The organism is Bradyrhizobium sp. AUGA SZCCT0177 (assembly GCF_018130125.1).
Taxonomy (GTDB): Bacteria; Pseudomonadota; Alphaproteobacteria; order Rhizobiales; family Xanthobacteraceae; genus Bradyrhizobium.
Genome location: NZ_JAFCMA010000005.1, coordinates 288,450 through 307,719, shown reverse-complemented (window position 1 = coordinate 307,719; position 19,270 = coordinate 288,450). Strand labels below are relative to the sequence as shown.

Sequence of the window (19,270 nt, the reverse complement as noted above, 5' to 3'; positions counted from 1 at the left end):
TCAGGCTTTCCCTCGATGTTCTTTCCACCAGTTGCTCAGTTCGACGACGGAATCGGCGCAGCCAAACCGCGCGCGCCAGCCGAACTCTTCCGCCATGCGCGTGACCGAAAGCGGCGCCCGGTCGGCTGGACTATGCAGGTCGATCGTCGCCGCTTCACCGGCATCGGTCAGCCGGCAAATGAAACCGGGGCGCAGCGCGGCCAATTCCTGCCCCCATTGGAGCGCCGGCCATTCCACGCCGGTCGAAATATTGTAGAGCTGATGCTTGGGCCGCTCCGCCTCGATCAGCAACGTCACGGCTTCCGCGACATCCACGGCATAGATCCAGTCCCTGACACCCGGACGCGCCAGAACAGCCTCGCGTTTCTCCTGCATCGCAGCCAGAATCTGCACCTGCGGGCTTGGCGTGTCGCGCACCTCGTTGCTCCGCTCCCACGGGCCGAATACGGCGCTCAGCCGTACGCTGACGATTTGGCATTGCCATAGGGTGGAAAGGCGCGCGGCCACTTTCTCCGACGCGAGTTTGGTAATGGCGTAGAGCGAAGCCGGATCGCAAGGCGTTTCCTCATCAAGCACCGCATTCCCAAATGCGCTGGCGCCGTAGGCAGCCGCGGACGACAGATTGATGATGCGCTTGACGCCAGCGCGCTGCGCCGCGATCAGCACCGGCGTCTGAGCCAGCAGGTTGACCCGCAGAATGGTCTCGGGATCCTTTGCCTCGCGCTCCGGACCGGCCGTGATTGCGGCTCCGAGAATGATCGCCTCATAGCTGGTTGCGATCGCCTGCCCGACGGCATTCTGATCGGTGATATCGCCCTGGATGACGGTCAGCCGATCCGCGTGAGAGGCAAGATCCCTGGCTGCGTCAGACGGCAGGCCCGCGCGGTCGAACAACGTCACCGCATGACCGCGCGCCAGCAATGTCGCGGCGATATTGAGCCCAACAAAACCGGTGCCGCCGAAAACAAGGATTCTCATTTCTCAATCCGAACCCGTCGCCGCGGACAGATCACAGGAGCCTCGCCCCGAAATTCTGTTCCGGGTCCATATCCGATACCAGCCGGCCGGTCGGTTTCGCCGCCTCTCCTCCCGTGCGCGCGAGGAAACGCCCTGAGCCTGCTTCGACCGAACGTTTGCCGTCCGACACGATCACGCGCCCGCGCGACAGCACGGTCACCGGCCAGCCGCGCAGCTTGCGGCCGGCGAAGGGCGTATAGCCCGTGAGGTCATGCATCATCTCATCGCTCAGCGTCACCTCTCGCGCCGGGTCCCAGATCGCGATATCCGCATCGGCGCCAACCGCAATCGAGCCTTTCCGCGGATGCAGATTGTAGATCTTTGCAGGTGCCGTCGCGGTCAGTTCGACGAACTTTTCGATTCCGAGGCGCCCCCTGGAGACCATGGCGTCGAACAGCAGCGGCAACCGGACTTCAAGGCCCGGCAAACCGTTCGCCACCTGCTTGAAATTAGGATTGGGGCCGGCCCGCAGTTTACCGGTTTCGTCGAATCGGTACGGCGCGTGGTCGGACGACACGGTCTGGAGATCGCCGAGCGCCAACGCCTGCCACAGCGCTTCCTGGTCGGCGGCGCGCCGCGGCGGCGGGCTGCACATCCATTTGGCGCCTTCCACGCCGGGCTTGTCGAGATCATCGGCCGTGAGAAACAGATATTGCGGGCAGGTCTCCGCGAACACCTTCAGCCCCTGCCCGCGCGCATCGCGGATCACCCTGGCGCCTTCCGCCGTCGAGACGTGGAAGATCATGATCGGTTGGTCGATCAGCGCAGCCATGCCAATCAACCGCGTGAACGCCTCCGCTTCCGAAACGCGGGCGTGGCTGATAGCGTGATATTTCGGATGGGTATAACCGCGCGCGAGCAGCCGCTTCACCATCCAGGAAATGATCCCGTGATTCTCGGCATGGGCGCAGAGCATCGCGCCGCCGTCACGCGCCGCCAGCAGAATGTCGAGCAGCGGCTCGTCATCGATCTTCAGGCGATCATAAGTCATGAAGATCTTGATCGAGCCATGGCCCTGCTTGATCAATGCCGGCAGATCCGTCTCCAGCGTTTCCTTTGTCGGATCGGCGATGATCATGTGAAAGGCGTAGTCGATCACCGCGCCCTTTTTAGCCAGCGCATGATAGTCCTCCAGCACCTGCGGCAGCTTCATGCCGACGTGCTGGGCCGCGAACGAGATCACGCTCGTGGTGCCACCGAAGGCCGCCGAGACCGTCGCGCTCTCGAACGTATCGGCGTTCATGATACCCGCGGCCGATAGCTGTTCGATGTGGGCGTGGCTGTCGACGCCGCCGGGCAGCACCAGCTTGCCGCGCGCATCGATCTCGCGTCGCCCGGCCGGCAAGCCGCGGCCGACAGCAACAATCGTCTCGCCGGAAATGGCGACATCGGCCTCGAACACGTCGCTGACGGTCGCGACGCGTCCGCCACGGATGAGGAGGTCATAGACGGGTTCGGTCATGGCAAACTCTCCAAGTCAGGTCCTGAATCGCAAGTCGGGCGTCCGCTGCATAAAAGCACAGATCGTGTCGCTACACTCCCTTGCGCTTTGGGAGCAGACAGTGGACCATGCATCGCTCGATGGCATGGTCATTGCTTCCATCGAAGTCTCTTTGCGCCTCGGCCCCACGGCATCGGCCGATGCACCGTCCAGCAGGAAAACATGATGTCCAGGCAACGCATTCTCGTCATCAATCCCAATTCAAATCGCCTCGTGACGCAAGGGCTGGAAGACGCACTTAAGCCGCTCGGCTTTGAGGGCGGACCGGAGATCGTCTGCGAAACTTTGGCTGAAGGGCCCTACGGAATCGAAAGCCAGGCCGACGTCGATGGCGTGGCGATGCCGCTGCGCCGTCTTGTCGAAGGCGACAACAGTTCGGCCGCCTTTGTCATTGCCTGCTACAGCGATCCGGGCCTGCATGTCTGCCGCGAAGCGACGGACCGGCCCGTTTTCGGCATCGCCGAATGCGGCGTGCTGACGGCGCTTGCGCGCGCCGAAAGCTTCGGCGTCATTGCGATCGCACAGCGCTCGATTCGCCGCCACGTCCGTTACCTCAGGCAAATGGGATTGATGGATCGCCTGACGCGGGAGCGCCCGCTCAACATGAGCGTGGCGGAGACGGCGTCGGGCGAAGGAACGCTCGCGAAGATGATCGAGGTCGGGCGCGCGCTCAAGGACGAAGACGGATCCGGCGCCATCGTGATGGGCTGTGCCGGCATGGCGCGTCACCGAAGGCCGCTGGAACAGGCGCTCGGGATTCCCGTGATCGACCCGACGCAGGCGGCCGTGACCATGGCTTTGGGTGCGGTACAGTTCGCCCATCACTGACTTTCGCCGGACGGTTCACGCGCACCGCTGCGTGCAAGCCACTGGGCGTGGCTTTCGCGCGTCAGCGCGAAGGTATCGCGCTGGGTAGCGTAGAGATTGCCGAACAGGCGTCCGATCGGACGATAGACGTCGAAATCGACGTACATCCTCTCCCGGTCGACCAAGCCGTCGCGCGCGTGCAGGCGCAGCACCTCACCAACCAGGAGTTCGCGCCCGGGTCCGAAAGCGAGGGCGACATGTTGCCTGCACTCCAGCGCGAAGGGAGCTGCCGCCAGCCGCGGCACGGCGATATCGACTGACGGCAATGTCGCCAGGCCCGTCGCCTCCACCTCGCTGTTGCCGGAGGGAAAGTCGATCGCGCAGTCGTTCATGGTGGCCGCCAACGCCTCGTCCACCATATGCACGACGAACTCTCCGCTGCGGTGGATGTTGCGGGTGGTGTCCTTGGGGCTGTGATCGGCCTTGTGTTGCAAGCCGAGCACCACGAGCGGAGGATCTTCGGAGAACACGTTGAAGAAGCTGAACGGTGCCGCGTTGACCTTGTTGTTCTCGTCGAGCGTGGTCACCAGCGCGATCGGCCGTGGCACCACGACCCCGCACAGCAACTTGTATCGGTCGTGCGGATCAAGCTCGCGGAAGGAGATGCCGGACATCTAGTTTTCCGGCGGCGGCACCGCGCCGGTGCGGCTGGTGATCAGGCCATAATGCTCGATGCGGCGGTGGTTGGCGAAGTTGAAGATGGTTTTCTTGCCGAAATCGGTGGCGTCGAGGTCGCACGGGTAAACCAGCAACTCGTCCTCTTCGGTTTTCGCCTCGACGACGATCTCTCCGTCCGGATTGACGATCAGGCTGCCGCCGATCAAGGGGTGGCCATCCTCGACGCCGGCCTTGGCAACGCATACGACCCAGGTAGAGTTCTGGTAGGCGCCGGCCTGTGCGGACAGTCGGTTGTGGAAGAGCCGCTTCTCGGGCCCCTCCTCGCTCTTCTCGGCATTGACCGAGGGCGTGTTGTAGCCGATCAGCACCATCTCGACGCCCTGCAGACCCATCACGCGGTAGGTTTCCGGCCAGCGCCGGTCGTTGCAGACGGCCATGCCGAAGATTCCGCCGAGGGTCCGCCAGACCTTGAAACCGAGATCGCCGGGCTCGAAGTAGCGCTTCTCCAGATGCTGGAAAGCGCGCTCGGTATCAAACTCCGAATGCCCCGGCAGATGGATCTTGCGATAGGTCCCGACAATTCTGGCGGACTTATCGGTGAGAATACAGGTGTTGAAGTGATGTCCGTCCGCTGTCAGTTCGGCATAGCCAAAGCTCATCGCCATCTGGTGCCGGGCGGCGCGCTCAAACAGCGGCATGGCCGCAGCATTCGGCATCTCGCGTTCGAACCACGTGTCGACCTCAGCCTGGTCCTCCATGTACCAGCGCGGAAAGAACGTGGTGAGGGCAAGCTCCGGATAGACGATCAGATCGGCGCCCCTCGCCTTGGCTTCATCCATCAGCGCGATCATGCGCTTGACGACGGTTTCGCGACTGTCGGCTTTCTGAATCGGACCCAACTGGGCGGCGGCAACATTGATGACGCGCATGGATACCTTTCTGGGCGCTTCCATTTAAGGCGGCGCTTGCATGAAAATGAAGCAGCCTGTGAAGCTCGGAGTCTTATCCGGCTCAATCGAGCCAGCAGTTAAAGTTTTGGTTCACACGAAGTCAATTCCGGAGACAGTCCTCGTGATGCACGTCAGTTCTGCGTTTCCGCTCGCCGCCCCCCGCGGCGCGCGCCAGCGCATGGTCGAGCGTGCCGTCAGGCATCGGCAGGTACCAGGGTTCGCCAACCGGCCAAACGAGAAACGCAGCTCACTGGCGGTATCCTTGATGACTCAGTCCAGCCCTCCTATCGGCCGTGGCCAGGGGCAGCATGGCGTTCGTGCTCTTCATCCGCAACCTGCAGACCGTGATCCAGCGCATCGAGCAACCGATGGGATTCATCCGCGGAGATCACCAAAGGCGGCGCAAGGAACAGCGAGGTCTGTTCACCGCTGGTTCCAATCACCGCGCCGGCCTCAAGGGCGCGCAACGCGACGCGGGAAGCGATGGGATCCTCAAGGCTGTCCGCGCGCCACGTCCGCCAGTCCGGCCCGTGCAGCTCGATGGTCCAATGCAGGCCTTGTCCCGCCACGCGTCTTACGCTGGGATGCCGCCGGGCGATCTCGAGCAGACGCTTTGCGAACAGTCCCTCGAGCTGGCGTACCCGGGACAGGATGTCTTCGCTGGTGACGACGCCGAGGTAGGCGCTGATGGCGGCCATGCTGATCGGGTGCCCGCGCAACGTTCCGTAGTTCTGCCAACTCTTGCCCTTGAGCTGCTCGACGATGGCTTTCGACACCACGACGGCCGCGACCGCCGCGGCGCCGCCTCCCAACGATTTGCCGAGCGTCACGATGTCCGGGCGGCTCTCGCCACCTTGAAACGCAAACCATCGCCCCGCCCGCCCCGCGCCGGTCACCACTTCGTCGGCGATCCAGACCGATCCAGCCTCGCGGGCGTGCAGCGCCAGCTCGTCCTGATAGTCGGCGTCGTAGTAGATGCCGCCTTGCGTATAGTCGATGATGGTTGCGGCAGTGTCCGACAGGGTGCTTGCGGCATCGGCGAGATACTGCTTCGCCGATGGATTGTTCGGTGGTGCGCCGTAGATCGCGCCATCAGGCGCGGGCAGAATGCGGACCGGCGCCATCACCGCAGGCAGTTGCGAGCCACCGGCATGCACCGCGAGGCCGCCATGCCATTGCGGCTGCACGGTCATGCTGCGGGACAGACCGACCAGGCCGTGATAGGCGCGTTCGCGGGTCGCGAGCGCCGTGCGCTGCGTCAGTGCCTGGCAGAGCGAAAGCGCCATGTCATTTGCTTCGCTTCCGCTGATGCAAAAGCGAACGGCGCCGACCCAGTCCTCTTCACCTTCGAAGGCGACCCTGATCAGATCGTCAGCGGCTTGCTCGCGCCCGATCCAGGTCCAGCCTTCATTCACGACGGGCGTATCCGCAGCGCGACGGATCGCTTCCACCATCGCCGGATGACGATGGCCAAGGCCGCCACCAGTATTGCTTCCGTCGATCAGGCGACGGCCATCCTCGAGGTGGAAATAGACGCCCTCACCGCCGACGACGGTAAGCGGTGCGCTGTCGCCTGCGTTCAGGCCGGTTCGCAAGAGCCTACTCATCGAGAAACCTCATTCGCCGCTCCATAACCGCCGCCGCCGCAGCTCTCGATGGTGACAAGATCGTCGCGCTGCAGCACCAGATTCGATTTGCCATCGATTTCGACATTGGCGCCATTTCTGACCAGCGATATCAGGCAGGTCTGGCCGGGTTGGCCGCCCTGCATGCCGAATGGCGGGATCACCATTCGCTCGATACATGTGGTCAAATGCATGGACGGCGCGAGAATCCGGTAGGAACGCACCACGCCGTCGCCGCCGCGATACTGTCCGGCGCCACCGGACTCGCGGCGAATGGATTGCTGCTCGACCCGGATCTTGTAGTTGGCCTCGATCACTTCGGCCGGAGTATTGGACGTATTGGCCAGGTGCACGCGCGTCGCCGAAACGCCGTCACGATCATGGCGCGCGCCCTCGCCGCCGCCATGGACCTCGTACAGCATCTTCCAGGAGCCGTCCGAGCGCGGCTCGGCGAAAAAGAGCACGCTGGCTGTCGTCGTCCCGCCGGCGGACAAGCGTTCCGGAATCGCGTCCTGCATCGCATGGAAGATGGCATCGACGATGCGCATTGAGGTTTCGTGATTTCCCGCCGCGACGGCCGCCGTCCACCCCGGCTCCAGAATCGAACCCTGGCGCGTGATGATCGTGAGCGGCCGCAAGGCGCCGGCATTTTGCTGCATCTCACGCCCGCTCATGATGCGTGCCGAATAGGCAACCGCGGAACGCGCGATGAACGGCGTGGTGTTGCAGAAATTCGAGGCCCGGTCGGCGCTGCCGGACAGATCGAACGTGGCTTCGTCACCGGCGATGGTGATCTTGACGTGAATGCGGGCGGGCTCACCGCCCGCGCCGCCATCGTCCAGGTAATCTTCCCCTTGATAGACGCCATCAGGCAATTCGCGGATGGCCTCCCGCATCTCGATCTCCGACAGATCATGCAGACGCGCCAATGCCGCGGCGAACACATCCCTGCCGTGGTGCCGGCAAAGCTCGACGATGCGTTTTTCGCCCGCCTTGGTTGCCGCGATCTGTCCGAGCAGATCGCCCTCGCACGCTTCGGGATCGCGTACATTGGCCTTCAGAAGCTGCATGATGGGCGTATTCACACCGCCCGCTGTCGCAATCAGAACCGGCGGAATGCGCATCGCCTCCTGAAAAGTATCGATGGCCTTGGCGAAGTAGCTGCCCGGCCATGTTCCGCCGATATCGGGCCAATGCGCGAGGCTGATCGCGAATGCGACGATATCACCGTCGACAAAAACCGGCCGGACCACTTTGACGTCGTTAAGATGGTTGCCGCCCAGCGCGCCAAGATTATAGATCAGCACGTCGCCGTCGTTCAGGCTGCCTACGGGCACAACTTTCAGCAGTTCCGGGACGGTGTAAGCCATGGCCCCGAGGTGGATCGGGATGTCCCGGCCCTGACCGACCAGATCGCCCTTCGCATCGGTGATCGCAGATGAAAGATCGCCGGCTTCGCGCAACAGTGGCGAGCGTGCCGAACGCGTCATCACCAGACTCATTTCCTCGGCTGCCGCCGACAGACCATGCCGGATCACCTCAACGGTAAACGGATCGAGCGTCATGGCCTCACCTTCGTCAAAAAGAGATGACCGACCGTGTCCGGTTTGGCCTGCCAGCCCGGGGGGACCACAATTGTGGACCACGCATCTTCAATGATCGCGGGCCCGAGGACCGGCTCCTTCATCGAGGCGCGGTCCACGATCACCGTCGCCACGTCATGGCCGCCATCGAACGTGCATCGACGCGAAGCCACCTGCAACTTGCGAACGGCGGTCGTGGGGCGATCGACGATGGTGGTCGATGGCCGCCGCGCCTGCACGCGCACCGATTCGATGACGCAACTCTCCTGCGTCGCGTAGCCGAACAGTTCGTGGTGACGAACGAGAAAATCTTCCCGCAGGCGCGTGGTATTCAGAGGCAGGGAGAACGGCACGGCAATGGCGTCGTTCTGCGCGGCATAGCGCATCAGGGCGACCAGTTCGACGTCGATCTCTGCGCGCGCAACGCCGTTGGCAATCAATGGTTCCGACGCCTGCCCGATCAAGGTCTCAATCCGCTCCAACACCCGAGCGAGATCGATACCATCCAATGCGACACGGAAGGTCTGCTGCTGCAGAAAGCTGAAATCGGCGGTGAGACAGCCCAGCGCAGAGAATGCGCTTGATGCGTTGGGCACCACGATCGAGCCGATGCCGTAGAGATCCGCCATTCCCGCCGCATGCATCGGACCGCCGCCGCCGAAGGCAAGGAGCGTACAGTCGCGGCCGTCGATGCCGCGTTCCACCGTCACCCGGCGCAGCGCCCTTGCCATGGTTGCATTGGCGACCTTGACGATGCCGAGTGCGGTCTCCTCGAGGCCCAGTTTCAACGCTTGTGCTATGGGCGCAATGGCGCGCCGGGCAGCCTCGATGTCGAGGCTGATACGGTCCCCGAGCCGCGTTTCGGGATTGAGATAGCCGAGCACCGCGTTGGCATCGGTGATCGTCGCCGCCGTGCCGCCGCGGCCATAGCAGGCCGGGCCGGGTTCCGACCCCGCGCTCTGGGGTCCTACGGTCAAGCCGCCCGGCCCATTGCGCACGATCGAACCACCTCCCGCCCCGATCGAGTGAACCGCCAGCATCGGCTGGCGCAGCGGCCGATCCCCGAGCATTCGGCCGTCCGCCATCTCCGCCTGCCCGTCGATGATCAGACAGACGTCGGTGGTGGTACCACCCATGTCGAAGGTGAGCATTCTCGGCGTGCCGAGCTGACGCGCGATGCTGACCGACGCTGACACACCGGCCGCGGGCCCGGACATCGCCATCACCAGAGGACGCCGCTTGACCGCAGCAATCGGAACCATGGCTCCGGCGGAATGGAACACCTGCAGGCCAGGTCCAATCGGCAAGCGCTGCTCCAGCTCACTCAAATATTCGACGGCAATCGGCATCGCCGCCGCATTGAACACCGTCGACGACGTGCGCTCGTATTCGCGTGCTTCCGGATTGACCTCATGTGACAGCGAGACATGCGGCACGATCGCCTTGAGCCGTTCGGCCAGAATCCTCTCATGTACCGGATTGGCGTAGGCATGCAGCAAGGCCACCGCGACGCTTTGCACACCCGTCTGCTTCAGCCAGGTCACCAGACGATCGATCTCCAGATCCTGCAACGGCTTCAGCACATTGCCTTCGTGATCGAGCCGCTCAACCAGACCGAAGCAAAGCTCGCGCGGCACCAATGATGGCGATTTCGGCGGGATATCGAGGCGGTACAGATCACGGCGCCGGTAGCGGGCGATATCCAGCACATCCTCGAATCCCGCGGTGGCGATCAGCGCAACCTTTGGGAGGCGTTCCTCGACGATCGCATTGGTTACCCGTGTGGTGCCATGGACGAAGCGTTTGACCTGATCCTTCTGCAGTCCAATGGCCTCAAGGGCTTCGAGCATCGCATCGACCGGCGCATGCGGACGCGACGGAACCTTGGCGATCCGGGTTTCGGCGGGGTCACGCCGGATGGCAATGATGTCGGTGAACGTGCCCCCGATATCGGTACCGACCTCCCATTCCCTGTATAAGCCGCTCATTTCATTCCTTGTTCAGCCATTGCCTTCCTTCTCAGCGCACCGAACAAGGCCGGGGGCGACGACAGAAGCCACGTTGCGACTCAAATCGCGAAAGTCGAGCTAGAGATAGGCCGCGCCGATCAGTAGTTTCAACGAGACTCCACGATCCGTCATCATCACCCTGCTTCCCCTGTGAAGGCCACCCAGGCGAGTTTGTGACAGACCGGTCGAGCCATCGCATAGAGCCAGACTTGCCGCAAACAGGTAGGCCAGCCGCTCGAACGCGCTGCCGCTCTTCCAAAGTCTTCTGCATTAATCCGGGCATTGATGCTCACGGAAGATGCACACTCGCCGCCCCCGGAGCCGCGACTCCGATGGCTCAAGCTGATCTGCTGCCGCTATGAAGCACTGAGGCACGCGGCCATTTTGGATATCAACCGGCGTGCATCCTCCGTCTGCAGCCGCCCATATCCAAACACCAATCCCTGTCGCGTGGGTTCGCCGAGATAGTTCTGCGACAGCGGCTGCACGTGAATGCCGGTTTGCAGCAGGAGCCTTGCCGCCTCTGCGTCGCTCATCCGTGCCCGCATTCGCTCGGTGAAGAAGGCGACCAGATGGAGCCCGGTCGCCGCGGATGACACGGTCAGATCATCAGGCATCAACGTGGTGATCGCGTCAATCAAGGCAGCCCGCCGCGCGGCATAAACCTTCCGCATTCGTCGCAGATGTCTCACCAGGTGGCCTTCCCGCATGAATTCCGCCAGCGCCACCTGCCCGATTCCCGATGTGTGGACATCGATCCGGGCGCGACCTTTCGAGAACGCCCTGATGAGACGTTCGTCGGCGATCATGTAGCCGATACGCAAGCTCGGCATCATCAGCTTCGAGAAAGTCCCTAGGTAGATCACGCGTCCATCTCGATCGAGCGACCGCAGCGAGGCAATCATGCTGTCCTGGTGCCTGAACTCCGAATTGTAATCATCTTCGATGATCCAGGCGTCATTCTTGTTCGCCCAGTCCAAAAGCTCAAGCCGCCGCTCAAGCCCCATGCTGACGCCGATCGGATATTGATGTGACGGCGTCACGACCACCAGCTTGGCATGCGGCGCCAGCCGAATTCCCTCGCAAACGCAGAGGCCCTTGTCGTCGACAGGCACCGGAATGAGTCTCGCGCCTGCCGCGGTCAGCGTCCACCGGGCTTCGACGAACCCGGGCTCCTCGACCCAGACCTCGTCGCCCTGATCGAGGATCATGCGGCTGCAGAAATCCAGTGCACCTGACGTGCCGGAGGTCACGGCCACGTTGCCCGGCGTGCAGACCAGACCGCGCACCGATCCGAGGAAATTGGCGATTTCGCTCCGCAACGCCGGATGCCCCTCAGGCGGAAGGTCCAGACAGTCGGAGTTTTTAGGATTCTGCCAGGCCTGCCGCAGCAGCCTCGCCCATTCCTTGAATGGAAAGCTGGAAACATCCGGCGCACCGGGGCTGAATTCGGACTTCCAGTTGGTGTCGTATTCGAATGCCAGCAGGGATCGCCATCGATCAGAGATCGGGCCAATCTCGATAGCAATCGAATCCTCTCCTGACGGGGACACCGCCGCTGGCGCCGGGCTCGCTTGCGCCTGCTTAACCGACGCGACGGTGACGCCTCCACGCGGGGTCGATTCCAGGTAACCTTCGGCATAGAGCAACTCCCACGCTGTCAGAATCACGGTTCGTGAACAGCCCAGTTCGCGCGCGATCTCCCGCGAGCCGAGGAACTGCGTGCCGGCCGAAAGCCTCCCCTGCAGAATGCCGTTCCGGAGATGCGCAGCGATCTGCAGGTGGATCGGGACCGCTGAAGCGCGATCGATATGCATGCCGGCGATCGACACGCGCCTCTTTTGGGGGCGGGATTTTTCCATAGACGAAGGATTTAACTTGAGCGCGGCCAACCAGCAAACCGCAGTCTTCATATGCACGTTCTTGAAACGATCGACCCGCCACTGATACCCCAGCACATTCAGGTCGGCTTGCGCACGCTGGATGTTGCTCGATTTTCTCTGATCTCTCGGCGCAACCATCGTCCGCATGCCGCCTTCTCGCTCCAATCCATCAAGGGGGCGATGGAAAAGAGATAGTCTCGGTATTTCAGCGGCTTATCTTACGCCCTCAATGCGACGAACCACGGTTGGATTATCTGCGTGGTCGCGAAGGACTTGCGCGGCCTGCCGCCGGCGGCGATCCCGACGCCGTTTCGGACGGCGGCTGTTTCATGTTCGGCACGGTGATCGGAGCCGACATCGAGCTGATCGGCCAGCGTCAGCCGCACTGGCGTGATCGCCGGAACGTTCTGACGATGGGCAACCTCCCCGGACCGTACTCCGTCCGGGAGGTTGTCGTTGACCGCGGCCTCCATCCTTCGGTTGCCTACATCGAAATTGAGCACGCGTAGCCTAAAATATCGGCTTCCCCTTGTATTGGACTTGACGTCATCCTGCCGTCCTCGCCAAGCTGACGACGGCGGCAACGGGGTGCAGCATGAGTGCGGCCATCAGAAATCGGATCGACACCGCCTTTCGCAGTCGTCACGGCATCGGCACGGCCGATGGTCCTGGTCAGGAGAGAACCTAAGACCCCGTAGTCGACGGCAGTGACGGAGCGCAAGATGCAGACCACTTTCGCGACCAACGACATTCCTACCCATCACCGCCGCCAGTTCTGGCAGAAGGTCGTCTCCGACATCTACTACTCGTTGGATCTTCGCTTTCTCGGAGGTCATGACTTCCACGGCAATTTGGGCGCCTGGTCGCTCGGGCCGGTTTCGATCTCCCGCAACGTCTGCGACGGCCTGCTTTACAAGCGGCACGAACGCCACCTCGTCAATGAACGCGAGGAATGCTTCCTGATCACCGTGCCCGAGCTCGCCGAGATCCGCTTTGAGCAGGACGGCAAGGACATCCGCTGCCGACCGGGCGCCTTCCTGATCGAGCGCAGCCATTTACCCTATGAGTTCAGCCACCACGATCCCGCCGCGCTCTGGGTGCTGAAAATCCCAAGCGCCGTGCTGCGCGGGCGGATCTCCCGCCCCGAACGCCTCGCAACCTTGCAATTCGACGCCAGCCGCAGCGTCGGCGCGCTCTTCGTCGATACGCTACGCCTGTCCGGCGAGCGCATCGAGGAAATGGACGAGACTGCCCGAACCATGATGGGCAAGCATCTCATCGATTTGCTGGCGATGGCGGTCGAGTCCGACGAGCGCGTGCTGGCGGGTCACTCGTCCACGATCCGCAATACGCATCTGCATCGCTGCGAGCATTTTATCCGTACACACCTCGACGACATGCGGCTGACGCCGCAGACGGTGGCGGACGGTTGCGGCATTTCTCTCAGATATCTGCACCAGATATTCGAAGGCGAAGGCGTCACCGTGAGCACCTATATCCGCGCCCAGCGCCTGCTGATGTGCGATGCCATGCTGCGCGATCCGCACTGCCGCAAGAGCATCTCCGAAATTGCCTATCATTGGGGATTCGGCGACCAGGCACAGTTCAGCCGCAACTACCGCGGCCGGTTTGGCTGCACGCCGAGCGAGGCGCGGGCGGCGTCGCGCGCCGCCAATTCATGAAACAATGACGGCTCCAGTACTCTTCCTGATCCGACCCTTGATTGCTTCCGGGGCAGGCTGGAGCAGGCGCGACGGCTGAGCCGTTCGTGCTCTCTGGCACAAATCTTCCTGCGCTCAGCGTCAAGAAGCCTCACCGAAGGCCTGCCTATAATCCTCGCGACATCTTCGAAATCCGCCGGTCGAACGGGCCGTCTGCGGCAGCCGGATCATCGATCCGGCGCGCCTGAACCGTCGTCCCGACCTCGCCCGGCACGCGTTGGAAAGGAAGCCGTATCGTGCAAAATCTTCGCGTGGCCGTCGACGTCGGCGGCACCTTTACCGACATCTGCATCATGGACGAGGCCACCGGCCTCATCCGCATCGAGAAGACATCCACGACCCGGGATCCCATCGAGGGGATCATGGGGGGCGTCTCCAAGGCCGGCATCGATCTGTCCAGGGTGGCGCTGTTCTCGCACGGCACCACGGTTGCGACCAACGCACTGATCACGCGCCGCCTTCCGCGCACGGCCGTGGTGACGACCGAAGGCTTCCGCGACGTCATCGAAATCCGGCGCGCCAACAAGGAAGACCTCTGGGACACCTACAAGGACGTCGTCAAACCCTACGTGCCGCGACGCGACCGGCTGACCGTACCCGAACGCGTCGATGCGGCCGGCAAGGTGATCCAGCCGCTCGACACTGACGCCGCGCGCAAGGTCGCGCGCGTTCTGAAGCGCCGGGGCGTGGCCGCGATCGCGGTCTGTTTCATGAACGCCTACCTCAATGGCGAGAATGAGCGCGCGATGCGCGATATCCTGCTGGCGGAGATGCCGGACATTCCGGTGTCGATCTCCTCGCAGGTGCTCCCCGAAATCTTCGAGCACGAGCGATTCTCGACCACGGTCGTCAACGCCGTCGTCAGTCCGGTCGTCGTCAGCTACACGAGCCGCCTCGGCGAGCGCCTTGCCGACGAAGGCTACACCCGCGATCTCCTGCTGCTGCACACCGGCGGCGGCGTCATGACGCCGGCGAGCGTCAAGGATTTCGCCGCGCGCCTCGCAGGTTCCGGCATTGCCGCCGGCGCGATTGCCAGCCGCTACATCGCGGGTCTCTGCGGCTTTCCCAATTCGATTGGCCTCGACATGGGCGGTACCTCGACCGACGTTTCGCTGGCCTATGAGGGTCAGTCACGCATCACCAAGGACTGGTACATCGAATACGGCTACCCGATCCGCTTTGCGTCCATCGAGGTGCTCACCATCGGCGCGGGCGGAGGATCGCTCGCCTGGACCGATCCGGCCGGTTCCTTGCGCAACGGCCCGCAATCGGCCGGCGCCTATCCAGGCCCGGCCTGTTACGGCAATGGCAATGCGCAGCCGACCAATACCGACGCCAACGTCACGATGGGTCGGCTCGGCACCAGCCTGGCCGGCGGCAAGGTGATGCTCGACCCCGAGCTTGCGCGCAAGGCCGTCGAGGATGGCGTCGCAAAGCCGTTCGGTTTCGGCCTGCACGAGGCGGCGGACGCGATCCTCAAAGTTGCCAACGCCAACATGTCGGACGCGGTAAGGCTGATCTCGATCAGCCGCGGCTACGATCCGCGCGACTTCGCGCTCGTCGCTTTTGGCGGCGCCGGCGCCCTGCACGGCGTCGACGTCGCCCGCGAACTTGCGATCCCTGTCGTGATCGTGCCGCCCAATCCCGGCGTGACCTCGGCGCTCGGATGCCTTCTGGTCGACATGCAGCACGACTTCTCGCAAAGCTGCATGGTCGGCGCCGACGAGGCCGATTCCGCCGACATCGAGGCGCAGTTCGCCGCGCTGGAGAAGGAAGCCCTGGCGCGACTGACCCACGAAGGCGTCGCCCAGCAGGACATCGTGCTGCAGCGGTCGATCGATATGATGTATCGCGGCCAGTGGCGGTCGCTCGCCGTCAGCGCGCCGCGTCCGATCGGCGCGATAGCCGACCTCGTCAAGAGCTTCCACGCCGAGCATCAGCGCGAATACAATTTCCGCCGCGACGATTCTCCCGTCAGCTTCTTCCGTCTCAACCTGAAGGCCGTCGGCATCGTCCCCAAGGCCGAGTTCGCCGTGCACAGGCCCACCGGAGCGATCCCGGAGCCGGTCGACCGGCGCCGGGTATGGTTCGATGGCAACGGACTCGACACACCGGTCTTTCAGCGCGACGACCTGCCCTGCGGCTTCAGCTTCCAGGGTCCCGCGATCATCGAACAAGTCGACGCGACCACCGTGGTGCCGCCCGGCGCCAGCGCGGAGGTCGACAAATACCTCAACATCATCATCCGCGTGAAGGAGTGAGCCGATGGCCGGCAATCTTGCGCTCGACCCTGTAACCTTCGAAGTCCTGAAGAACTCCTTCATCACCAGCGTCGACCAGATGGGCGAGCAGGTGCTGCGGACCTGCTATTCCTTCGTCATCTACAACCGCGATTTCTCGAGCGCCCTGCACGATGCCAAGGGCGAATGTGCAGCCCAGGGCAATCAGGACATCGCCGTCCATGTCGGAACGCTGCACTTCACCTGCCAGGACGTCATGCGCCACTTCGAAGGCGACATGCATGAGGGTGACGTCTTTGCGATCAATGACCCCTATGCCGGCGGCACGCACTTCTCCGACGTACGCCTGATCCGGCCGATCTTTGCCGACGGCAAGATCATCGCCTTCAGCCAGTCGAACGGACACTGGTCTGATGTCGGCGGCAGCGTGCCCGGATCGTTCGACGTCGCCGCCCGCGAGATGTTCCGCGAGGGGCTGCGCATCACCCCGGTACGCCTGTTTGACAAGGCCGGCCTGCGCAGGGACGTCGCGCATTTGATCGCCTCGAACACGCGCGACCCGGCTTCGATCATTGGCGACATCCAGGCGCAGGCCCAGGCAACACAAGTCTGCGAGCGCGAAATCCTTCGCCTCGTCAACAAATACGGCCGCGACACCGTCGAGACCGGACTTGCCGCCGTCCAGGACTATGTCGAGCGCTCGGCGCGCCAGCGCATCGCCGCCCTCCCGGACGGTGAATGGGAGACGGTCGACTTCATCGATCGCGACCCTGCCGGTGGCGAAGGGATGATCCCGATCCGAATCAAGATGACGATCAAGGGCGACCGTGCAATCTATGATTTCACCGGCAGCCATCCGACCATTGGCTCGATCTACAATTCGGCCTTCGGCGCCACCTTCTCGGCCGTTGCGGCGGGCATGAAGACCTTCTTTCCCGACTTGCCGCTCAACTCCGGCTTCTACCGCTGCTTCGACATCATCGCGCCCGAGGGCTCGATCGTCGACGCCAAATGGCCAATCGCAGTCACCGGCTTCCTGATGCCGTTCGAGAAGATCATGAATTCGATCTACGAGATGTGGTCGAAGCTGATGCCGGAGCGCGCGCTCGCCTGCGCCTTCAATCTCGAATATTTGCTCACCGGCGGTCTCGACGCCCGCAGCTCCGACAAGCCGATCTTCATGTTCTACGACTGGCTGCCGGGCGGCTGGGGCGGACGCAACGGCAAGGACGGCAGCAACGTCACGACCGCCTGCTTCGGCACCGGCCTGATGTCGCAGCCTGTCGAGGGCCAGGAGCGCGCCAATCCGATCCTGACCACCAAGTGCGAAATCCTTACGGACTCGCCCGGCCCCGGCAAATGGCGCGGCGGTGCAGGGGTGGTGAAGACCTCACGGATGTTGCAGGCGGAGAAGACGGTGATCTCCTATATCTGCGACCGCGAACGCGCCGTGGTCTGGGGCATTGAAGGCGGCCTGCCTTCGATGCCGCATGGCCTGACCCTGCATCGCGCCGGCGCCGCCGCCGAGGAACGGCTGGGTTCGATCTTCTCCGATGTCCCGATCGGCGAAGGCGACGTGTTCTCGCGCCCCACCGCCGGTGGCGGCGGGTTCGGCGATCCGCTTCTGCGCGATCCGCGTCTTGTGATCGAGGACATCAAGGACGACTACGTCTCGGTCGAGCGCGCCGCCAAGGACTATGGCGTGGTGGTACAGACCATCGACGCCGAGCTCTGCGAATATGAGATCGACAGGGCCGCTACCGATGCACTCCGCGCCAAGATCAGGGCCGAGCGCGTCGCCAAGGCGCGGCTCGACCCGGAAGTGGTGGCGCAACGTTTTCGCAGCGGCGCGATCGATACGCTCGACGTGATCCGCCAGCACGCCGTGATCCTCGACTGGGGCACCGGCGCTCTCCTTCCTGAATCCACGCGTCAGTTCCGCGAGGTATTCGAGCGACGCTCGGTCGCAAATTGGGCCGCGGACTAATCCCCGCCGGCAACCGCGTCGCCCACGGGCGGCGCGGCGCGCGCATGCAAATGTGGAGCCGAACTCGTCGGCCCTCGCCCTTTCATTCGAACCATGAGGATAGAGCTATGACCAGTACGACGTACCTTCCCGTCAACCGGCTTCGGCCGATCCGCTCCACGCTCTGCATCGCCGCGGGCCTCGCACTTGCGGCGATCTCGCCCGCCGCGGCCGAGACGCCCTGGTTTCCGATGAAGGTCTACGACGCCTCGTCCGGCACACCGAAGCCGGCGGAGTACACACCGCTGCCGAAGGCCGAGAAACCCTACAAGCTCTGCGTCCTGTTCCCGCATATGAAGGACAGTTTTTGGGTGGCGGTCGCCTACGGCATCGTCAAGCAGGCCGAGACAATGAACGTCAACATGACCCTCTACGAGGCCGGTGGCTATGAGAACCTGCCGAAGCAGCTCTCGCAATTCGACGATTGCATGGCGAGCGGCGCCGACGCGATCATCGTCGGCGCGATCTCCGGTGCGGGTCTCAGCAAGAAATTCGAGGAAGCCAAGGCCAAGGGCGTGCCGGTCGTCGGTGTCGCCAATCCGCTGCCGCCCAACGCCCTGCCTGCCGCGATCTATGTCGACTTCGTCGCCATGGGCGGGGTGACCGGCGAAGGCCTGCTGGCGCAGGCCAAGCCCGACGCCAAGCTCAACATCGTGACATTCCCGGGCCCCGCCGGCTCGGGCTGGGCGGAATCCTTCAACGAAGGTTTCAAGAAGGCGGTGGCGAAGAATCCGAACGCCAAGGTCCTTGCCGAGAAGTTCGGCGACTCCGGCGTTGCGGTCCAACTCCAGTTGATTCAGGACGCGCTGCAGGCCTACCCGGGCATGAACGTGATCTGGGGCACCGCACCCACCGCTGAAGCGGCGATCGGCGCGGTCGCGGAAGCCGGCCGCAGCGACATGAAGATCATGTCCTCCTACGAGAACCAGGCCATGCTCGATGCACTGAACCGCGGCGACGTCCTCGCCTTTGCGACCCAGTACCCGGTCGGCGAAGGCGCCGTCTCGGTCGATCAGGCCGTGCGTTTGATCGAGAAGAAACCCGTGATGAGTCTGGCTCAGCCGTTGGCCTCGGCCGTCGACAAGACCACCGTGCCGAAGCTGCAGATGGGCCTCGTACTGGCGCCCGGAAGCTGGAAGCCGGTCTACTCGGTCAAGGCCAAGTAAAGCCTCAAGTAAGCTCCGGCAACACACCGGCGGGAGACAAGCGCTCCCGCCTGCTTACCGGCCG

At 63.4% G+C, this 19,270-nt stretch carries 14 protein-coding genes; 6 read left to right on the top strand and 8 right to left on the bottom strand.

Features of this window, described 5'->3' with window-relative positions; genetic code table 11:
- Nucleotides 1-978, bottom strand: a complete 978-nt coding sequence (locus JQ597_RS08605; protein ID WP_212263760.1) for an NAD-dependent epimerase/dehydratase family protein — start codon at nucleotides 976-978, stop codon at nucleotides 1-3.
- 31 nt (nucleotides 979-1,009) lie between these two features.
- A complete protein-coding gene (gene hydA, locus JQ597_RS08600; RefSeq protein ID WP_212263759.1) occupies nucleotides 1,010-2,479 on the bottom strand; it encodes a dihydropyrimidinase in 1,470 nt (489 codons plus the stop codon).
- Between the two features lie 204 nt (nucleotides 2,480-2,683).
- On the opposite strand from hydA, the gene JQ597_RS08595 reads away from it, so the two are divergent.
- On the top strand, nucleotides 2,684-3,346 hold the full coding sequence (locus JQ597_RS08595; protein WP_212263758.1) for an aspartate/glutamate racemase family protein: 663 nt from the start codon (nucleotides 2,684-2,686) through the stop codon (nucleotides 3,344-3,346).
- Here JQ597_RS08595 and JQ597_RS08590 read toward each other — a convergent pair.
- The 6 genes from JQ597_RS08590 to pdxR all read right to left on the bottom strand — a co-directional run bounded on the left by JQ597_RS08590 (nucleotide 3,340) and on the right by pdxR (nucleotide 12,032).
- Nucleotides 3,340-3,999: a flavin reductase family protein gene (locus JQ597_RS08590; RefSeq protein WP_212263757.1), complete on the bottom strand. Its 660-nt coding sequence runs from the start codon at nucleotides 3,997-3,999 to the stop codon at nucleotides 3,340-3,342. The genes JQ597_RS08595 and JQ597_RS08590 overlap by 7 nt on opposite strands.
- The gene (locus tag JQ597_RS08585) at nucleotides 4,000-4,932 is read right to left on the bottom strand and encodes an N-carbamoyl-D-amino-acid hydrolase (RefSeq protein WP_212263756.1); all 933 of its coding nucleotides are present in this window, start codon (nucleotides 4,930-4,932) and stop codon (nucleotides 4,000-4,002) included.
- Between the two features lie 305 nt (nucleotides 4,933-5,237).
- The gene (locus tag JQ597_RS08580; protein ID WP_212263755.1) at nucleotides 5,238-6,560 is read right to left on the bottom strand and encodes an aminotransferase class III-fold pyridoxal phosphate-dependent enzyme; all 1,323 of its coding nucleotides are present in this window, start codon (nucleotides 6,558-6,560) and stop codon (nucleotides 5,238-5,240) included.
- The gene (locus JQ597_RS08575) at nucleotides 6,557-8,143 is read right to left on the bottom strand and encodes a hydantoinase B/oxoprolinase family protein (protein WP_212263754.1); all 1,587 of its coding nucleotides are present in this window, start codon (nucleotides 8,141-8,143) and stop codon (nucleotides 6,557-6,559) included. Before JQ597_RS08575 ends, JQ597_RS08580 begins: the two co-directional genes overlap by 4 nt.
- On the bottom strand, nucleotides 8,140-10,149 hold the full coding sequence (locus tag JQ597_RS08570) for a hydantoinase/oxoprolinase family protein (RefSeq protein ID WP_212263753.1): 2,010 nt from the start codon (nucleotides 10,147-10,149) through the stop codon (nucleotides 8,140-8,142). The genes JQ597_RS08575 and JQ597_RS08570 overlap by 4 nt, the downstream gene beginning before the upstream one ends.
- A gap of 377 nt (nucleotides 10,150-10,526) precedes the next feature.
- Nucleotides 10,527-12,032 carry a MocR-like pyridoxine biosynthesis transcription factor PdxR gene (gene pdxR, locus JQ597_RS08565; protein ID WP_212263788.1) on the bottom strand — a complete coding sequence of 502 codons (1,506 nt, stop codon included), beginning with the start codon at nucleotides 12,030-12,032 and terminating at the stop codon, nucleotides 10,527-10,529.
- Between the two features lie 266 nt (nucleotides 12,033-12,298).
- On the opposite strand from pdxR, the gene JQ597_RS08560 reads away from it, so the two are divergent.
- From JQ597_RS08560 to torT, 5 genes are all read left to right on the top strand, one after another.
- Nucleotides 12,299-12,562 carry a hypothetical protein gene (locus JQ597_RS08560; RefSeq protein ID WP_212263789.1) on the top strand — a complete coding sequence of 88 codons (264 nt, stop codon included), beginning with the start codon at nucleotides 12,299-12,301 and terminating at the stop codon, nucleotides 12,560-12,562.
- A gap of 213 nt (nucleotides 12,563-12,775) precedes the next feature.
- Nucleotides 12,776-13,735 carry an AraC-like ligand-binding domain-containing protein gene (locus JQ597_RS08555; RefSeq protein ID WP_212263752.1) on the top strand — a complete coding sequence of 320 codons (960 nt, stop codon included), beginning with the start codon at nucleotides 12,776-12,778 and terminating at the stop codon, nucleotides 13,733-13,735.
- A gap of 275 nt (nucleotides 13,736-14,010) precedes the next feature.
- Nucleotides 14,011-16,035 (top strand): hydantoinase/oxoprolinase family protein, encoded by a 2,025-nt coding sequence (locus tag JQ597_RS08550; RefSeq protein ID WP_212263751.1) that lies wholly within the window; start codon nucleotides 14,011-14,013, stop codon nucleotides 16,033-16,035.
- A gap of 4 nt (nucleotides 16,036-16,039) precedes the next feature.
- On the top strand, nucleotides 16,040-18,001 hold the full coding sequence (locus JQ597_RS08545; protein ID WP_212263750.1) for a hydantoinase B/oxoprolinase family protein: 1,962 nt from the start codon (nucleotides 16,040-16,042) through the stop codon (nucleotides 17,999-18,001).
- 107 nt (nucleotides 18,002-18,108) lie between these two features.
- Nucleotides 18,109-19,206: a TMAO reductase system periplasmic protein TorT gene (gene torT, locus JQ597_RS08540; protein ID WP_212263749.1), complete on the top strand. Its 1,098-nt coding sequence runs from the start codon at nucleotides 18,109-18,111 to the stop codon at nucleotides 19,204-19,206.
- Nucleotides 19,207-19,270 lie beyond the last annotated feature (64 nt).

Bases quoted from the DNA above. Each gene is read 5' to 3' on its own strand.
- JQ597_RS08585 (WP_212263756.1), bottom strand. From the start codon at position 4,932: ATGCGCGTCATCAATGTTGCCGCCGCCCAGTTGGGTCCGATTCAGAAA.
- JQ597_RS08590 (WP_212263757.1), bottom strand. From the start codon at position 3,999: ATGTCCGGCATCTCCTTCCGCGAGCTTGATCCGCACGACCGATACAAG.
- torT (WP_212263749.1), top strand. From the start codon at position 18,109: ATGACCAGTACGACGTACCTTCCCGTCAACCGGCTTCGGCCGATCCGC.
- JQ597_RS08580 (WP_212263755.1), bottom strand. From the start codon at position 6,560: ATGAGTAGGCTCTTGCGAACCGGCCTGAACGCAGGCGACAGCGCACCG.
- JQ597_RS08555 (WP_212263752.1), top strand. From the start codon at position 12,776: ATGCAGACCACTTTCGCGACCAACGACATTCCTACCCATCACCGCCGC.
- JQ597_RS08570 (WP_212263753.1), bottom strand. From the start codon at position 10,149: ATGAGCGGCTTATACAGGGAATGGGAGGTCGGTACCGATATCGGGGGC.
- pdxR (WP_212263788.1), bottom strand. From the start codon at position 12,032: ATGGAAAAATCCCGCCCCCAAAAGAGGCGCGTGTCGATCGCCGGCATG.
- hydA (WP_212263759.1), bottom strand. From the start codon at position 2,479: ATGACCGAACCCGTCTATGACCTCCTCATCCGTGGCGGACGCGTCGCG.
- JQ597_RS08595 (WP_212263758.1), top strand. From the start codon at position 2,684: ATGTCCAGGCAACGCATTCTCGTCATCAATCCCAATTCAAATCGCCTC.
- JQ597_RS08575 (WP_212263754.1), bottom strand. From the start codon at position 8,143: ATGACGCTCGATCCGTTTACCGTTGAGGTGATCCGGCATGGTCTGTCG.
- JQ597_RS08605 (WP_212263760.1), bottom strand. From the start codon at position 978: ATGAGAATCCTTGTTTTCGGCGGCACCGGTTTTGTTGGGCTCAATATC.
- JQ597_RS08545 (WP_212263750.1), top strand. From the start codon at position 16,040: ATGGCCGGCAATCTTGCGCTCGACCCTGTAACCTTCGAAGTCCTGAAG.